This window comes from Psychrobacter sp. NPDC078501, assembly GCF_044900935.1.
Lineage (GTDB): Bacteria > Pseudomonadota > Gammaproteobacteria > Pseudomonadales > Moraxellaceae > Psychrobacter.
In genome coordinates this window covers 226,449-243,989 of the sequence record NZ_JBJDOS010000004.1, presented here as the reverse complement: position 1 = coordinate 243,989, position 17,541 = coordinate 226,449, and the positions used below count along the sequence as shown (strand labels likewise).

The window sequence follows — 17,541 nt, the reverse complement described above, 5'->3', positions numbered from 1 at the left end:
ACTCTCAGAATTAACAATAACTTGTCAGAATTTAGGTCATACTCTTCTCATACACTTAGGTATTTTCTTGCCAAGACTTAAGTTGCCACAAACCTCTAACTGTTCAAACATCTATACCGCTTCCAATATTTTAACCATCTTTTCCAATGTTGTACCCTACCGAAATCGGCAACCCCTGCCAAACCTTGCATTCTTGCTTATTTTTTAGGACAGTTTATGACTTCGCTGACCACTGTGCGCGTGCGTTATCAAACGATTGAAATTGGCAATACCGACATTCATATTTGCACACTACGTGACAATCAACAATTTAGCGACCCTGATGACGAAGCGTTAAACCTTGGCATCTGCTCTGCTTCTTGGCCGATGTTTGGGGTGATATGGCCGTCAAGCTTGGTGCTAGCCAATCATATGCTCGATTACGATATTGCAGGTAAACGTATTTTGGAAGTTGGCTGCGGTATGGCGCTCTCTAGTCTGCTACTGAATCATAGACATGCGGACATCACAGCGACTGACTATCATCCAACGGTTGAGTATTTCCTTGATAAAAATACCACGCTGAATAATAACAAAGAGATTAATTTTGAGCGTTTAGACTGGGCAGAGGACAATAGCCATCTGGGCAAGTTTGATATGATTATTGGCAGTGACTTGCTCTATGAAGACCAACACATTGACATATTAGCCGAGTTCATTGACCGTCATGCTATGCCGACTTGCGAAGTCATCGTGGTTGATCCTGGTCGCGGTCGCAAAAACAAGCTAACCAACAAGATGACTGAATTTGGCTTTAGTAGTAAGCATGTAAAACCTGAAAATACGACTTACCTAGACTTGCCGTTTAAAGGGCATATTCTGACGTTTTCGCGTGATAATAGTAGCTAAACAGAGTAAAAGACAACCGTTAATGCAACTAAGTGAGCACAGCATCTTGCCACTGCTGCCGCGTAATTTTGTACAGCACATGCTCAGCGAGCCGATGATTAGAGTCAAGCATAGGGTGAAAAAAATCCTCCTGCGTATTGGTCATACCAAGGCGCTCCATAACCAATTGTGAGCGCTTATTGATAACCGCAGTAAAGGCAACGACTTCATCGAGTCCTAATGTGTCAAATGCAAAATTTATTGAAGCCCGTGCCGCCTCCGTCGCATACCCTAATCCCCAATAATCATTATGCAGGCGCCAAGCAATCTCGACAGCAGGAGAAAACGGCATCTCGGCATGCGCATGATTTAACCCAACCATACCGATAAAAGTATCTGTCTCTTTTAGACTCACCGCCCAAAAACCCCACCCATTATCATCAATCAGCGACTGGCATTTTTTGGCGATAGTATTACTCATCGAAGTAGTTAATAACTTAGGAAAGTATTCCATTACTCTAGAGTTAGCATTCATCTCAGCGAATGGTGCAAAGTCGCTCGCTTGCCACTGTCGTAGATACAGTCGTTCGGTTTCTATTGTATTTATAATTTTATTCTCTCGCATTTCGTTGTTCAAAATGAATACTATTCAAATTAAATTAATCAGGCTAACTATCAAGCCAGCCTTGTTGTTTGGCATAGGCTAGCTGCTCGGGCGTATCAATATCGTAGCTGAGTTGGTCATTATCGACCTCACCTATTTGATCAGCGGGCAACCCTCTAATGAGGTGACGAAGCCCTTTATCTCCTGTTAATCCTGACTGCCACTGTCTCAGCAGTTTATAGTCAATTACTAAAGGCAGACCTATGATATCAGATACCTTTTCAGCTTGATTTTGATGTGTTTCTAAACGTTGCCAACTGTGATAGCGACTGGCTACTACTGGCTGCTCGCCCGCTAGCAAAGCGGTTAAATGTGGCTCATCTAACAATACTTGATCGACCCCTATGATTAGCACTCGGTTGATTGAAGTCGTTTCAAAAGTAACAACTGCCTCAACACCCAGACTCAAACTATGCGCCATACCAGTATCAGCTTGTGAGTTCACCACTATTTGAACCGTTGGATATTGATTAGCCAACTCTATCATCGTACTAGCAATCAAACGATGGTTATCAGGGATGACAATGACAATAACTTGCGGATTGGTCGTTATTGCCAATCGAGTCATATAAGTAATTAATGGCTCGCCATTCTTAACGAGTAGCTGCTTAGGTTGACCGATACGCTGACTGAGGCCACTTGCCAAGATAATGACCGCATGGTTCTGGCTCTGCTGTTTAGTACTTTCTGTATGTTCAGCACCTTCTGTAAATGCACGCTTACTCATACGCCACTCTGGACAGTATTGGCATCCGTATCATTACTCACCGCTGGAATATTTGAAAAATCGTTATGCGAGCCGATTACTGGAGCGTCTTGATCGTGCATGACTGCATTAATCTCTGCCATGATGCCGAGCGCGAGTGCCTCAGGGCCATCTCCACCCAGCTTATAACCAATCGGATAATGTAATTTATGAATGCCAGCTGCTAACATAGCAGGATTGCTAAGGTTTATGCTAATTTCATTAATCAAGCGTTCGGTCCGATAGCGCGGCCCTAACTGTCCTAAGTATTTATAATTGTCTGAATGCTCGAGCAGTATTGCTAAGCGAGCGCGATCTTGACTTAAGCTGTGTGACATCAGAGCAACTGCTGTGTTATTACTGAGCTCAAGCAAAGTCTCACTGTCATCTAAAGGTAGCGACATCACAGCATCCGCTTGAGGAAACCGCATACGCGTCGCATATTGCGCGCGACTATCTATAACTGTTACATGCCAATCTTGTAGTTTAGCCATGGTCACCAGTGGCATCACATCGTTACCTGCCCCGCAAATCAATAGACGCAATTGTGGTTGCAGGCGTTGCACGAGCCACTCTGTTGTTACCTTGCCGTTTTCCACCGTCACATATTCGGCATTTTTATCAGACAGCTTATATTCTGCTAACTCTTCTACGGTATTGGCAAGTATGCTTGAAAACGCTGTTTTCCCTTGTGCAGAAATGCTTCCCAAATTGTAGTATTCATCTAAATTAACTCTCATCCCAGTGCGCAAATTATTACTGTTCTGTGATATAGAATCTTGGTGCTGATAGTCGTTAGTACGAATTAAAGTCGCTACAGTAATCGGCTGCTGAGTACGTCGAACATTACGGATTGTCTCTAGCAATGGCGTTGCTGTCGTTAGTCGCTCAAATAATACATGCACTCGCCCATTACAGCCCAATCCGAAATTTAGCTCATCAAAGTCTGCGTTGTCTAAACCGCCATCTAAGTCGCTATCTAAATCGCTATCTGGCTCATCATATATATCAGACTCAGTTTGCTTCACGCCTGCTTGCGCTTGGCCATCGTCAGCATATTTAATGTCATCACCCGTCTGATAAACTTGAACATTGGCACCGTTACGAGTAAGCCAAAAGGCACGTTTAATAATGTGCGGCTCCAAGCAGCCACCACTAATCATCCCAACTGAGCGACCATCCTCACAGATAAGCATCATCGCGCCAGCACGGCGATATGCTGAGCCTTCAGTACGTACGACCGTTGCCAATACAGCATCAATACCTTGTTGCTTAGCTTTGATTGCCAGATTAAGAATGTCAGCGACCTGATTCATAACGCCTCTTATTTGGTAGTTATTTTCTTGATAATGACGAAACATACTGCTGATTGAGTTATAAAAACCCGCTCATTAAGCGGGTTCCTGTCGTACATATGGCTTAAAAAATTACTCTGGCATCTCGTAAAGCAGCTTATCAAGCGTAATCGGAAAATCATAAACACGTACGCCGACGGCATTGTATACAGCGTTAGCAATCGCAGCGGCAGCACCAGCAATAGCTGTCTCACCAATACCCTTGATATGCATTGGGTTGGTATAAGGATCATCCTCTTCTACCAATATCACATCTAACTGTGGTACGTCGGCATTGACTGGCACATGATATTCAGCGAGATCATGGTTACATAGGCGACCGTCACGTTTATCATGAATGACTTCTTCCATTAACGCTGAACCAATACCAAATACCATGCCGCCATAGCATTGCGAGGTTGCTGTCTTATGGTTAAGAATACGACCTGCGGCAAATGCACCCGTCATACGTTTCACTCGAATCTCACCCGTCACCTTATGCACGGCTACTTCAGCAAAGTTCGCACCAAAAGAGGACTGACGATACTTCTTACCATTTTTACCTGGCTTTATCTGTCCTTTAGCACTGACTTTTTGCTCATCATAGCCCGCTACCACGTCAGCAAGTGCATATGACTCCGTATTGTCAAAATCATATTTTTCTGAATCTGACTGTTCTTCTAATACATTCTCTGAAAATGAGACTCCGGTCGTTTCAGATATTTTATCAATAGTGCTATCAGCAAACGCTTGACCATTCTCTTTGGCTGCCTCTACCGCTGTTAAGTCGTGCTTGCCTACTTGCTTAATTTGACCATTGTCTAGCTGAATCGTATCAGGGTATAGACCGACTTTTGCTGCTAGCATCTCACGCAACTGCTCACAAGCGAGATAGACGCCACTACCTGCACTCGCTGCGCCCCAGCTACCACCTGAACCTGATGCAGGTGGTAAGGCACTATCACCTAATTTCATCTCGATATGGTCGATAGGTAGTCCTAATAAATCTGCTGCTACCTGAGAAAACACTGTATAAGACCCTGTACCGATATCCGTCATATCTGTCTCGATAACTGCTTTGACACCAAGCGCTTTTGACTTATCGATTTGCAGCGTTGCGCGCGCTTCAGAAGACTGTAACTGATTACCACGTGCGGCAGCAGCCATGCCTGTGCCTATCCACCAGTCGCCTTCTAATTGGCTAGCAGGCTTTATGTTACGCTGACTCCAACCAAACTGCTCAGCACCTTGCTCCATACAGGCAATCAGCTGGCGCGTCGAAAATGGAATATCCTTACTAGGGTCTTTTTCGGGTTCATTACGGCGGCGCAGCTCTATAGGATCAAGGTCCAATTGCGCAGCCAATTCATCCATTGCACATTCAACAGCAATCATACCGACCGCTTCGCCAGGTGCGCGCATCGAGCCTGACAATACTTGGTTCATGTCGACCATTTCATAATTTACACGGCGGTTTTTACCACTGTATAGATAGTGCGTAGACAAGGCAGTTGGTTCAAAGAACGCCTCGTCTGGCAAATTACTAGAAATAGTATCGTGGATTAATGTATCAATAACGCCATCCTTGTCACAGCCAATCGCAATGCGCTGACGAGTGTTTGAGCGTCTAACTGTCGCTTCCATCACTTGTGGACGGGTCATGGTAATCAATATTGGACGACCAAGCTCTTTTGACGCAATGGCAGCAGCAATAGATTCAGGTGCAATACCGAGCTTGCTACCGAACCCGCCACCGACATAGTGCGCGATCAGCTGAACTTGATCTTTATTTAAGTCTAGCGCATCCATGACTTGTTGCTTGCAAGACGCCAGCATTTGATTGGCCGTGTAAAGAACGAGTTTCTCACCTTCCCAATGTGCCAATGTTGCATGTGGCTCCATCGCCGAGCTGTTTTGACTTGGCGTATAATAAAAGCGATCAAGTGTTACTTCAGCATCAGCCAATCCTTGCTCAGGATCGCCTTGGACATAATTTTTGTCAGAGCCTTTTTTCTCATCAACTTCATGGGCGTTAGACAACTCTTTGGTAAAATTCAATGCCGCTTGGTCAGTCTCATCTTTATAAGTGACTTTAAGCGCATTCGCTCCTTCCGTTGCTGCCTCAAAGGTTTCAGCGATGACCACCGCAATAGGCTGACCATGATAAAAAATCTCAGTCGCTCCCTGCTTCGGGGCTTTTTTCAATCCGCCTTGCTGAGAATTACGCAAGAAGTGCTTAGGATCTGTCACGACCTTGATAATATTAGGAATGCCGTCTAAAGAACTACTATCGATATTTTCGACTTGTCCTTTGGCAATGGTCGCACCGACCAAGACACCGTACGCTTTATTGTCTAAATGGATTTCAGCACTGTAAGGCGCTTGACCACTAACCTTCAGCGAGCCGTCAACACGGTTAATTGGCTTACCAACCAGTTTGCTCGCCGTTGTGCTAAACAAAGACTCAACAGGCTCATCCATAGTCATTTTTTTGGTCGGTTCTGACTGAGTGATTGATTCAAATAATGACATGATTATGCTCCCTCGCCCGCTAGTGCGCGCTGAATGACTTGTTTTAGTAGGCGACGCGTCAACGGTATCTTAAAGTCGTTTTGACCATTACCTTTAGCATCATTCAATAACAGATCGGCAGCTTGCGTGATGACATCAGTATTGCCATCGGTATCTGTTAATAGCGCCTCAACTTCCTCATTACGCCATGGCTCAGTACCGATACCACCAAATGCCAATCGTACCGTTTTCAGATTGCCGCTATCGTCAGCGTCTATTACTGCTGCACAGGATACGAGTGCAAATGCATAAGAGGCGCGATCGCGCACTTTGTCATAAGTATGCATACCCTTAATAGGCGCAGGTAATACAACGTGAGTAATTAACTCACCTGCTTCTAATACATTTTCGATATGCGGCGTATCTTTTGGCAGGCAATAAAAGTCTTTTACATTGATAGAACGAGTCGAGCCGTCCGCCTTAACTGTTTCGATAGTGGCATCCAACAAGCGCATGGCCACTGCCATATCAGATGGATGCTGAGCGATACAGGCATCGCTAGTACCTAAAATAGCCAGCGTACGGTTCTCGCCGTTAATAGCAGGACAACCTGTGCCCGGCTCACGCTTATTGCAAGCACTGTCTGTCTGATAAAAATAATAGCAACGAGTACGCTGTAAGAAATTGCCGCCAGTCGTTGCTTTATTACGCAGCTGTCCAGTCGCCCCTGCCAAAATCGCTCGGGATAATACGGGGTAATTTGCAATAACTTCAGGATGCGCCGCCAAATCACTATTGGTCACAAGCGTGCCAATACGCAGACCACCGTCGGCAGTGGTTTCAACTTGCTCTAATTCTAAACGGGTAATATCGACCAATTTAATTGGTGTCTCAATCTCCAATTTCATCAAGTCTAATAAGTTGGTACCGCCTGCGATAAAAGACGTATCTTTGGTACTGGCGGATATTGCCGCTTGCTCTGGTGCATCAGCACGACTATATTCAAAGCGTTTCATGAGCGGCCTCCTGTCATAGCAGTTGCTGTTTTATTCTTCGCTGAGGTCTTACCAAGTTGTGCCTCGCTCGGTGGCGGTGACCAGATACCTGTCACGCTTGAGTTTTGCACTGTATTGTCTGTTGTTTGAGTACTAGCTTCTTGTATTTGACTATCTGATACCTGACTTTCAAGCACTTGTGAAATGGCTTTGATAATATTTGGATAAGCTGAGCAGCGGCAGATGTTACCGCTCATGCGCTCAGCAATTTCTTGTACAAGGAGACCATCAGGATTTTTTAAGTCTGTGCTGACATAGCTTGGCCAGTTTTGCTTCACTTCTTCTATCAATGCGGTCGCTGAGCAAATCTGACCTGGCGTGCAATATCCGCACTGAAAAGCATCATTGTCTTTAAATGCTTGCTGCAATGCCGATAATGACTCTGGCATTCCAATGCCTTCGATCGTTGTGATGTCATCACCATCATGCATAACGGCGAGTGTCAGACAAGAATTAACCCGTCGTCCATTGATGAGCATGGTACATGCCCCGCATTGACCATGGTCGCAGCCTTTTTTGGGTCCAGTAATTTGTAGGTGCTGACGACAGACGTCGAGCAGTGTCGTACGGGCGTCAAGATTTTCAAGCTGATAATCTTGCTTATTGATTGTTAAGGTCAAAGTAGACATGCTGGCTTCTCGCTGGCAGATGAATATAATGGAATAATGAAATACGCTTCAAAATGACAGCGTCAATAAATTTATTATGACGTATGAAAACAGTTGTTTTGTTTTTACTTTGTAGGGATTCCAGTGTAGTTTCTAATCTGCGAGAGTATCGAAATGTTAGCGCTGCTAATAGGTGGTATATTTTTTATCCTCAGTTTTTAACGTTATTTCAAAGGAAATCCCTAAAAAAAAGCCTCATAAACAGTCAGCTTATGAGGCTCTTAAATAGACTTTTTACGTATAGTATTTAGTAGATATGTCTATTAAAAATGTTCTTTGCTTAGCTAATAACTGGCTAGGCTTTCGTGATAATCGTTTCTTCATCAAAACGTGATTTTGGCAGCTCAGCGTTAAAGTCCTCTTTACTACGATAACCAAGTGATACGACTGCCACAGCGGTGTAGCCTTTACTACGCAAATCAAACTCTTCATTAAGTGCTTTCAAATCCGCGCCTTCCATCGGCACCGCATCAATACCCAAAGTTGCAGCTCCTAGTAGCAAAGCGCCCATATTGAGATACAATTGCTCTATCAACCAATGTGGCTCGTCCTTTTGCTCATAACGACGAATGTCCAAAAACATTTTACGCGTCTGGTGCATTTGCTCTTTAAATTTTGGCTCTGCGAAACGACCATCTGCATCTTCTTTTTCTAAGATGTCATCCAAAAACTCATCATCTGCATAGACACGGCTACAGAATACAATGACGTGCGAGGCACCTTTTACTTTGGCATCGTTGAACTCATACATGCCCTCAGTGCCTTTTGCGATTCGGGCTTTACCAGCTTCATCATCAGCAATGACAAAATGCCAAGGCTGAATGTTGGTACTCGAAGGACTGAGGCGCAAAATATTCTTTAGACTCTGGAAATCTTCTGCTGAGATTTTCTTATTGGTAACAAATTCTTTAGTGCTGTAGCGCCAGTTCATTGCTTCAGTGATATTTTTCATCTATGACTCCGTTATTGATATTTGTTCTTCTTAGAATTTTTCTTCTTCGATTGCTATTTATCGAAGTCACTTTAAATAAAAAGCTATTTTATAACTATGCCTGCTTGGTTAAGTATTCGTAGGTTTTGTTATGACTGAGTCAGCGTATTGCAAAACGCCTACTTTCTTATTAGTAATGGTTACAATTACGCTACCGAATTGGCGACGCCGACTGCGCAGACTACATTGTAATCACTTAGTCATTCTCTTAGTATGAACTGACTTGATATATGGTAACTAGTTATAGTTGTCTGATAACTAGGTATATCTGCTTGATTCCAAATGATATGCCACTATATATACATCCCAAACAAAACATACATAATAATACCTGCGAGGACATATGAGCACATCAGAAAAACCACTTCGAATAGATATCGTCTCAGACGTCGTCTGCCCTTGGTGCGTTATCGGCTATCGTCAATTGGCAGCAGCGCTTGAGCAAACCAATACCGCTCACACTATCCACTGGCATCCGTTTGAGCTAAACCCAAATATGCCAAGCGAAGGTCAAAACCTACGTGAGCACATCATCGAGAAGTACGGCTCTACTAAACAAGAGTCAGATGCTAGTCGAGTCAGAATGACTGAAGCTGGACAGGAAGTTGGCTTTGAATTTAATTTCAATAATGACACACGTATGCACAACACCTTTAACTTGCATCAGCTGCTACATTTCGCTGATCAACAAGGCCGCATGCATGAGTTAAAGCAAGCCTTATTTGCCGCGCATTTCACCAATAACAGAGATATCTCCGATATCAATGTGCTTGCCGATATTGCAGCAGAAACTGGGCTTGATCGTAGTGAATCATTGGCAGTGTTAGAAGGTCAATTCTTTGCGAAAGAAGTACGAGCAGAAGAACAGCATTGGCAACAGCAAGGCATCCAAAGTGTACCAGCGATTATCTTTAATGAGCGTCATCTGGTCAGCGGTGCTCAAGGGGTCGAAAACTACATCAGTATTTTAGAGCAATTGGCCAACATGACTGAGTAAACCATACGACGTTATAAAAATGTCATTCTATAAAAGGATACTTTATGTCTTCTGAACGCTTTCCCTCGATCATTGTGTTCGACGTCAATGAAACATTGCTCGACATCGATACGCTAACGCCTTTATTCACCCGTGTCTTTGGCAAGCAAAGAGTACTGCGAGAATGGTTCGCTCAGCTGGTACTGTACTCGCAAACTATGACGTTGTCCGGCCTCTATACACCTTTTGGCGAGCTCGGGGTTGGTGCTCTGCGAATGGTTGCTGATATCAGACAAGTGACTTTGACAGATGCCGATATCAATGAGTTCAAAGAAAGAATGAGTTCGTTACCTGCCCATCCTGATGCTGCACCAGCACTGACTCGTTTGCGCGATGCAGGGTTTCGACTGGTCACGCTGACCAATTCAGCAAGCAGTGCGTCTCCAACGCCATTAGAAAAAGCTGGTCTCAGTCAATTCTTTGAGCAGCACTTTAGCATTGAGACTGTTGGCAAGTTCAAGCCAGCACCTGATACATACCAATTGGTGGCTGATACGCTAGCCGTTGACACATCAGACTTGTGTCTTGTTGCCTGTCATCTCTGGGATACTATAGGTGCGCAGGCAGCAGGTTGTCGCGGTGCATTTTTGACCCGTCCTTATAATGCGATGCTAAATGCGCCTAATGTACCAGTTCCTGATTTGACCGCATCAGATTTATCGACACTAGCGGATCAAATCATTAGTAAAAAGAATGCTTGATACATTTAACCTTTGAGCTATGTCTGCAAATAACATTAAAAAAGGCTGCTTCAATACTGAAGCAGCCTTTTTATTTTTAACAAAGCATTTCTAAGACAATAATGTCGTTACTGCCATCATTGATTACTCTGAGAAATGTACAACCGTACGGATACTTTCGCCTTTGTGCATCAAGTCAAACGCTTCGTTGACGTCTTCTATTGGCATCGTGTGGGTAATAAAGTCTTGTAAAGGAATCTCGCCCGCTAGATAACGCTCGACATAACCTGGTAGTTCTGTGCGACCTTTTACACCGCCAAATGCGGAACCTTTCCAGACTCGACCAGTCACTAACTGGAATGGACGGGTTGAGATTTCTTGTCCAGCGCCAGCCACACCGATAATGACCGACTCGCCCCAACCTTTGTGGCAGCACTCTAGCGCTGAACGCATAACATCGACATTACCGATACATTCAAACGAATAATCGACACCGCCATCGGTTAGCTCAACGATAACTTCCTGAATTGGTTTGTCGTAATCTTTCGGGTTAATACAGTCAGTTGCCCCTAGCTTTTTGGCTAGCTCAAACTTGCTTTCATTGATATCAATCGCGATGATACGGCTGGCTTTTGCCATAGCAGCACCAATCACTGCTGACAGTCCAATACCGCCCAGTCCAAAGATAGCGACTGTAGCGCCCTCTTCAACTTTTGCAGTATTCATGACCGCGCCCATGCCAGTAGTCACACCGCAACCAAGCAAGCAAACTTCTTCTAATGGTGCTTCTTTATTGACTTTAGCCAAAGAAATCTCTGGTAAAACCGTGTACTCAGAGAAAGTTGAGCAACCCATATAATGATAGATAGGCTCGCCGTCTTTATAAAAACGTGTAGTGCCATCTGGCATCAAGCCTTTGCCTTGAGTCTCGCGCACTGCCGAGCAAAGATTGGTTTTACCTGAGCGGCACATTTTACAGACGCCGCATTCTGCCGTGTATAACGGAATGACATGGTCACCGACCTGAACGCTGGTCACGCCTTCGCCAACTTGCTCAACGATACCGCCGCCTTCATGACCCAAAATCGCAGGGAATACGCCTTCTGGGTCTTCGCCAGATAAGGTAAAAGCATCTGTGTGACAGACACCACTGGCGACGATTTTTACCAATACTTCGCCTTTGCGCGGTAGCATGACGTCCACTTCTTCAATAGATAATGGCTGCTTTGGACCCCACGCGATGGCGGCTTTTGATTTGATAAATTTATCTGACATAAGAATCTCTCTTTTTAATTGATTGTTATTTATGGGTGATGACATGACAGTTTTACGATAAGTGCAAGCCATTCTAGTCACTTGCTAACGCATTTTATGGCTTCTGGCGTTTACTATATCTATAGTTAAAACAAATAAACATAGACTGAGCTTATCTTGCCTGCCCTACATAGGCAAGCATCGATGACAGTAAAACATCATCTGTTTACATTGATGCCAACCATTATATTTATTTCTGAGCGGATAACAATATGCTATATTTGCAAATATCTTTTACATATTGGTAATAATCATGCGCTGGGAAGGGATTAGTGAGTTTGTCTATGTCGCAGAATTCGAGAGCTTTACACGTGGTGCAAAAGAGCTGGGTATCTCGACTGCACAAGTAAGCCGGCAAATCAGCGCGTTAGAAAAACGCCTTAATATTAAACTCCTCTATCGTACGACACGCAAAGTATCATTAACAGAAGAAGGTCGCGTGTTCTATCAGCATTGCCGTAGTGTGCTCGATGGCTTGGATGCGGCTGAGCAGGCTGTCAGTAATTTGCAGTCAAAGCCCCAAGGCCGAATCAAACTGACAGCGCCCGTTACTTATGGTGAGCAGCAGTTATTACCACTCATCAATGATTTTATGATGCAGTATCACGATATCGAAGTGACTGCCTTTTTGAGTAACCAGAAAATCGACTTGATTGAAGGGGGTTATGATTTGGCCATTCGTATTGGCAAATTGCATGACTCGACGATGATGGCAAAGAAACTTAGCCTGCGTACTAACTTTGTCTGCGCGGCACCCTCTTATCTAAAAAAACACGGCATACCACATCATTTAAGTGATTTAAGTCAACATAACTGCCTATTGGGTACTCGTGACTACTGGCACTTTATAGATACCACTAAAACAAAAGAGAACAGTCATACTCATGGTAAGACGGACAACCAACAAACGAGCGTAGAAAGGAACCTGCGTGTCTCTGGTACGGTGCAATATAATAGCGGCTATAGTCTGGTCGATGCTGCACTAAAAGGGCTGGGTATCGTACAGCTGCCTGATTATTATGTGCAAAAGTACTTAGCGTCTGGCGAGTTAGTCAGTTTACTTGATGACTATAGAGAGCCCGAAGAAAGCATTTGGGCCATTTATCCACATAACCGTCATTTATCACCAAAGATTAGGCTGCTCGTAGATTATTTGGCAGAACATTTGGTTTAACGTTCTGTTAAGACGTATTGCAATCACAAACCTGATTACGCACAATGAATATTCGATGTTGCTCATTATAGTTAAGACTGACCATACTACAGACAACTTATAGGTGTAATTATGATTAAAATCGTCTCTATCGCTGCACTAGCAGTAGCCGTTTCTTCTTGTGCCAGTATCGATACGCTGCTGGATAAAACCAATAGCACCGGTGCTATGACAGACACACCAACCTCTATCAATCCCGAAAAAGGCTTGGTAACTTTACAAAGCAATCACTCCGTCCAAGATACCGCAGACAAACTGGTCTCAGTTATCGAAAGCAAGGGTATGAAAGTATTTGCACGAGTCGATCATCAGAAAAATGCACAGAGTGCCGACTTATCATTGAGACCAACGCAAGTCGTTATGTTTGGTAACCCTAAAGCAGGTACGCCATTAATGAACTGTGAGCAAACCGTTGCCATTGATTTGCCGCAAAAAATCTTAATTAGCGAAGATGCCGATAAAAAAGTATGGCTGTCATACAACAACCCTGACTACCTCAAGACACGCCACAATATAAAAGGTTGCGATACCGAGATTGCTAATATCTCAAAAGCGCTTAACGCTATCAGTACTGCAGCAATAGCAAAATAATGCGCTCGGTATAGTTGAATAAATATACATTCGAGTAAATAAGTGAAATGTGGAGCGGAAGTATTACTTATTTACTTGAAAATCCCTCATATCAAGAATGACTAGATTGCTCTATCTGGTCATTCAACTCTACTTTTAATTTCTTTGCGCACTCGATAATCTTTTTTCTATCGGCAGGAATAGCACCTTGTGCAATAGCGATTTCACGCATTTGAACCGTGATATCATAATGAGGGTAGCTGGCATTACGATGAAATAGACGCGCATCCACACCAATAAACGCAGCAAAATCATGCAGCTCTTGCAAGCTATCGGCCAGCATATGACACCACTTATGGCCTTTGAATTTTATCTGCACAAAATCTACATATATCGCCATATAACCGCCTCTCTACTTATTCACTAATTCGCTTATCTATTTTTTAATTAGCTCAAAACAACTTAACAACTTAATAGCACTATCACCAAAAACCTTTATAACAATGCACGTACATCTTTTTTAAGTTGTTTGAGTCGTTCTTGATACTCGCTATGACTGCCATCAAATGTACTCAGTCGTCCATAGCGTAACTGACGGTAGTTTTGTCTAATTTCAATAAGCTTTGTCTGAATAACGATTGGGTCGCTACTATCTGTTAGCTGACTCGTAGCAGAGTGAGCATTGTTATCCTTACGGCTATCAATAGCTGATGCCAAACGTTCCAACCAAGCTAGCTGCCCTTCATTATCATTGCGAGCTAATAATTTATCATGTTTGGCAACACGTTTTGAGAGCTGAGCAAGAGGTAGGTCTGCTGGGTGCCAACGTTTGCGGCGGCGATACCAAATGACAAATATTAAGATAGCCATAACGGAAACCGCACTGGTGGCTAACCAAATGATTTGCTGCATGATTGAGCTGATATTGAACCATTTGAGTAGCGAGTCGGCCTGTTTGTCTTGGTCATAGCCGACTACGTCTTTTTGCCAGTAGTAGCTCGCTTGGTCTGATAATCGGCGTAGCGTTTGCAGCATTTGATACTGCTGATAGCTGATCTGTGCACTGGCACCATTGCCAAACATGGCTGCCCCCTGCTGCTGGGTCATCGTATTCATGCCTTGCTCTACTCGCTCAGGCGCCACAAAAGCTGTCGGATCTACACGTACCCAGCCTTGGCCCTCAAGCCAAACCTCAGTCCATGCGTGTGCATCCATTTGCCGCACTTCCCATACGTTGCCATTGCGACTCGGCTCACCGCCTTGATAGCCGGCTACTACTCGTGCAGGAATACCAGCGGCGCGTAGCATAAAGGTAAAGCTTGACGAATAATGCTCACAGAACCCTGCTTTGGTTTCAAATAAAAACTCGTCAATCCGATTGGTATTTAGCCGTGGTGGCGACAGCGTATAGCGAAACTCTGTTCGATTAATCCATTGCTCAATAGCAGCGATGTAGCGAACAGGGTCTGAACCTGATTGCTCAAATAATTGCTTAGCAAGCGCGCGTGCTTGAGGGTTACCTTCGTTAGGTAAGGCAAGGTTCTCACGTCTTGATGCCTCTGTCAGAACCGGATCAATACGCATCTGTGCAAACTGCAATACATCATAGCGAAGCTGCTGCGTAACAGGTTGATCCTTTGATAAGGTAAATTCAGAGGTAGTATTGATATCTGACTGCTGGGAGAACGGATAATCAAGACCAAATAGCCAGTTTTGCTGAGTAGGTTCTAAGATAACCTTGTAATTGACAGGTGCCGCCCTTGATTCATCAGGTACAGTAGCAAAGGCATTCTGAATCCATGCAGGTGCTTGCAATCTCGACGACCATTGACCCTTTTGGGAAGCCGGACGCCATGTAACACCATCGAAATCACTAAATACCAAACCGCGCCAATACAACTGCTGTTGCGGCGGGCGCTCATCAGCAAACTCTACGCGAAAGGCTAGCTCAGTTGACTGCCCTAAATTGGCAAAATCACCAGGAGACATGCTATCAGACACACCTGTAACGGCTTGCTGACCGGAGAGCTGTACGGACCACAGCGGTGGCAGTCTCGGAAAAAACAAAAATAGTACCACCAATAATGGCAATGCACCAACCCCTAACACGCCCAATGTACGCAAGCGTCCATCACCGTTAGCATTGCTATCATCATTAAGCGCAATGAATGCTAGCAATACAATGACTGCGCCAACGATCACTTCTAAAGTAGTCAGTAAACCTTGGTCCAGCAAAAACAATGCCGCAAGCACGAACAATGATAAATTCAACACCACATAGGCATCGCGGCACTTATACAGCTCCCATAGCTTACTAACTAGGCATAGCACCAAAAACGCCACGCCCATATCGAGCCCAAATGCTGTATTGTAAGTTAGCCACAGACCTAATAGCCCCAGCAGAAAGCCTAGCATTTGTACACTTTGATAAATACGCTTTAGGTGCGATATTTGTTTGAATTTAGCTTTGATATGAGGCAATTGAGCGGCGATACTGACGGCGGCAAATCCTATCAACCATAATGGTAAATGTGCGGCATGCGGTAACACAACGACGACTTGAGCAATTAATACCCAATAATAAGCTGGCAGTGCAAATAACTTACGATACCATTTAGCGCCATTTCGCTCAGGTCGAATTGAGACTTTTTGACCTAAAGCCAACTGCTCAAAGCTAGCCCTTTTTGTAGCATCGACCGCAGAATACTCTGTGGACAGTGTATCAACATCAGCAGAAGATGAGCGTTTAGAGTTGGTCATGGTGCTTTCGCAAGCCTTAGCAAGCATGCTTGCGCAAAGGATTCCCCGTTACCCATCTCCGCAGTAGCAGGAGTATCACTAGGTAAACGCATTTGAAACGGCACGCCTAGCTGACCCAGCGTCAATGCGCCATAAGCCAATTGTGCAAGTTTTTGCTCGTGATGTGCAGCTGGCATATCTGCATAATCAAGCGTTTGCTCATGACCGACCGGATCAGCGAAGTGCTTGGTCAGCATACCTTGTCCCCGCGCCACATGCCCCCAAGAGACTCGGGCCAATGACTCACCCTCGACATAGTTATCTAGTCGCTCAAAGTCGTCCTGACCCTGTCTATACTGCCCACCTGTTGGTAAATCCTCTAAGCTTGCGATTGCATATTTTGCTTGCCAATCAAAAACTTCAGGTTTTGGATATACCCAAGCTGTACGCGCAAAGTAAACATAAGACCATGCACGCATGATACCTAGAGGATAAACTGTTTTTATTTTTAACCGCGGCAGTTCAAGCTGACCACGAGTATTGGTTTGAATAGGCAGTCGAATGACTTTCTCACCTTGTAATCGCGTGATAAGCACTGAACTTTGCGCATTTATGCCATTTTTGGTTTTCTTATTGGCTAACTGCTCAAATTCAAATAGTAACTGACGCCGTGGTTGGCGACTATCACTATTCAACTGTAGCGTAATCCAAACAGGCAAGCCAGCTTCTGTCATAGTGACTTCTAGCAGACGCACTTGCAGACCAGATATATGAGCAAAAGTAACATGAAAACTAATTAGCCAAATACTGACCAGATAAAAGCACAAACCAAGCACCAAATTGTTGCCATAGTTGATACCCGCGATAAAGGTAATTACTAACAATACGGCGAATAGCATTCCTTCACGACTAAAGAAAATATAGACATTACGCAAATTAAGCGTAGCACTATCACTCTTAGGTGCGCGCGCGGCAAACCAGCGGCTCAGAGCTGATTTTATTGGTGCGGTTAAGGCCTTTGGTAACAAGCTCATGACTACCCTATTATTACCATCTGATTGACAATGCTGTTAGTATTTGTATTTATATCTGACTGACAAGCAAACTCACGAATAGAACGATATAATCGATTCAGAACCATTCAAATACGAGAA

General features: G+C 44.1%; 16 protein-coding genes. 5 read left to right on the top strand and 11 right to left on the bottom strand.

Features of this window, described 5'->3' with window-relative positions; all coding sequences use genetic code 11:
- Positions 1 to 216: 216 nt before the first annotated feature.
- On the top strand, positions 217 to 888 hold the full coding sequence (locus ACI2IW_RS09290; protein WP_404693468.1) for a class I SAM-dependent methyltransferase: 672 nt from the start codon (positions 217 to 219) through the stop codon (positions 886 to 888).
- A 28-nt stretch (positions 889 to 916) separates the two neighbouring features.
- Here ACI2IW_RS09290 and ACI2IW_RS09285 read toward each other — a convergent pair whose 3' ends face one another.
- The 7 genes from ACI2IW_RS09285 to nfsB form a co-directional block, all read right to left on the bottom strand.
- Positions 917 to 1,492 carry a GNAT family N-acetyltransferase gene (locus ACI2IW_RS09285; RefSeq protein WP_404693467.1) on the bottom strand — a complete coding sequence of 192 codons (576 nt, stop codon included), beginning with the start codon at positions 1,490 to 1,492 and terminating at the stop codon, positions 917 to 919.
- A gap of 43 nt (positions 1,493 to 1,535) precedes the next feature.
- Positions 1,536 to 2,258 carry a nucleotidyltransferase family protein gene (locus ACI2IW_RS09280; protein ID WP_404693466.1) on the bottom strand — a complete coding sequence of 241 codons (723 nt, stop codon included), beginning with the start codon at positions 2,256 to 2,258 and terminating at the stop codon, positions 1,536 to 1,538.
- Positions 2,255 to 3,592 carry an XdhC family protein gene (locus tag ACI2IW_RS09275; protein WP_404693465.1) on the bottom strand — a complete coding sequence of 446 codons (1,338 nt, stop codon included), beginning with the start codon at positions 3,590 to 3,592 and terminating at the stop codon, positions 2,255 to 2,257. The genes ACI2IW_RS09280 and ACI2IW_RS09275 overlap by 4 nt, the downstream gene beginning before the upstream one ends.
- A gap of 111 nt (positions 3,593 to 3,703) precedes the next feature.
- On the bottom strand, positions 3,704 to 6,142 hold the full coding sequence (locus ACI2IW_RS09270) for a molybdopterin cofactor-binding domain-containing protein (RefSeq protein WP_404693464.1): 2,439 nt from the start codon (positions 6,140 to 6,142) through the stop codon (positions 3,704 to 3,706).
- Between the two features lie 2 nt (positions 6,143 to 6,144).
- Positions 6,145 to 7,137: an FAD binding domain-containing protein gene (locus tag ACI2IW_RS09265; RefSeq protein WP_404693463.1), complete on the bottom strand. Its 993-nt coding sequence runs from the start codon at positions 7,135 to 7,137 to the stop codon at positions 6,145 to 6,147.
- Positions 7,134 to 7,805 carry a 2Fe-2S iron-sulfur cluster-binding protein gene (locus tag ACI2IW_RS09260; RefSeq protein WP_404693462.1) on the bottom strand — a complete coding sequence of 224 codons (672 nt, stop codon included), beginning with the start codon at positions 7,803 to 7,805 and terminating at the stop codon, positions 7,134 to 7,136. Before ACI2IW_RS09260 ends, ACI2IW_RS09265 begins: the two co-directional genes overlap by 4 nt.
- 334 nt (positions 7,806 to 8,139) lie before the next feature.
- On the bottom strand, positions 8,140 to 8,796 hold the full coding sequence (nfsB, locus tag ACI2IW_RS09255; protein ID WP_404693461.1) for an oxygen-insensitive NAD(P)H nitroreductase: 657 nt from the start codon (positions 8,794 to 8,796) through the stop codon (positions 8,140 to 8,142).
- A 382-nt stretch (positions 8,797 to 9,178) separates the two neighbouring features.
- On the opposite strand from nfsB, the gene ACI2IW_RS09250 reads away from it, so the two are divergent.
- Together ACI2IW_RS09250 and ACI2IW_RS09245 are read left to right on the top strand one after the other, a co-directional pair.
- The gene (locus ACI2IW_RS09250) at positions 9,179 to 9,832 is read left to right on the top strand and encodes a DsbA family protein (RefSeq protein WP_404693460.1); all 654 of its coding nucleotides are present in this window, start codon (positions 9,179 to 9,181) and stop codon (positions 9,830 to 9,832) included.
- A gap of 44 nt (positions 9,833 to 9,876) precedes the next feature.
- On the top strand, positions 9,877 to 10,572 hold the full coding sequence (locus ACI2IW_RS09245; protein ID WP_404693459.1) for a haloacid dehalogenase type II: 696 nt from the start codon (positions 9,877 to 9,879) through the stop codon (positions 10,570 to 10,572).
- Positions 10,573 to 10,695: 123 nt separating this feature from the next.
- On the opposite strand, the gene ACI2IW_RS09240 is transcribed toward ACI2IW_RS09245, so the two are convergent.
- On the bottom strand, positions 10,696 to 11,826 hold the full coding sequence (locus ACI2IW_RS09240; RefSeq protein WP_057761290.1) for an S-(hydroxymethyl)glutathione dehydrogenase/class III alcohol dehydrogenase: 1,131 nt from the start codon (positions 11,824 to 11,826) through the stop codon (positions 10,696 to 10,698).
- Positions 11,827 to 12,118: 292 nt separating this feature from the next.
- Between ACI2IW_RS09240 and ACI2IW_RS09235 the strand changes: the two genes are divergently transcribed.
- Complete coding sequence (locus ACI2IW_RS09235) at positions 12,119 to 13,039, top strand: LysR family transcriptional regulator (RefSeq protein WP_404693458.1); 921 nt, start codon at positions 12,119 to 12,121, stop codon at positions 13,037 to 13,039.
- Between the two features lie 111 nt (positions 13,040 to 13,150).
- Positions 13,151 to 13,669, top strand: coding sequence for a DUF302 domain-containing protein (locus ACI2IW_RS09230; protein WP_404693457.1), 519 nt, complete (start codon positions 13,151 to 13,153; stop codon positions 13,667 to 13,669).
- 91 nt (positions 13,670 to 13,760) lie between these two features.
- Here the strand turns inward: ACI2IW_RS09230 and ACI2IW_RS09225 are convergent, their stop codons facing one another.
- The 3 genes from ACI2IW_RS09225 to ACI2IW_RS09215 form a co-directional block, all read right to left on the bottom strand.
- Positions 13,761 to 14,048, bottom strand: coding sequence for a DUF4031 domain-containing protein (locus ACI2IW_RS09225; protein ID WP_404693456.1), 288 nt, complete (start codon positions 14,046 to 14,048; stop codon positions 13,761 to 13,763).
- Between the two features lie 95 nt (positions 14,049 to 14,143).
- Positions 14,144 to 16,408, bottom strand: coding sequence for a transglutaminaseTgpA domain-containing protein (locus ACI2IW_RS09220; RefSeq protein WP_404693455.1), 2,265 nt, complete (start codon positions 16,406 to 16,408; stop codon positions 14,144 to 14,146).
- Positions 16,405 to 17,421, bottom strand: a complete 1,017-nt coding sequence (locus ACI2IW_RS09215; RefSeq protein WP_404693454.1) for a DUF58 domain-containing protein — start codon at positions 17,419 to 17,421, stop codon at positions 16,405 to 16,407. The genes ACI2IW_RS09220 and ACI2IW_RS09215 overlap by 4 nt, the downstream gene beginning before the upstream one ends.
- Between the last annotated feature and the right edge of the window lie 120 nt (positions 17,422 to 17,541).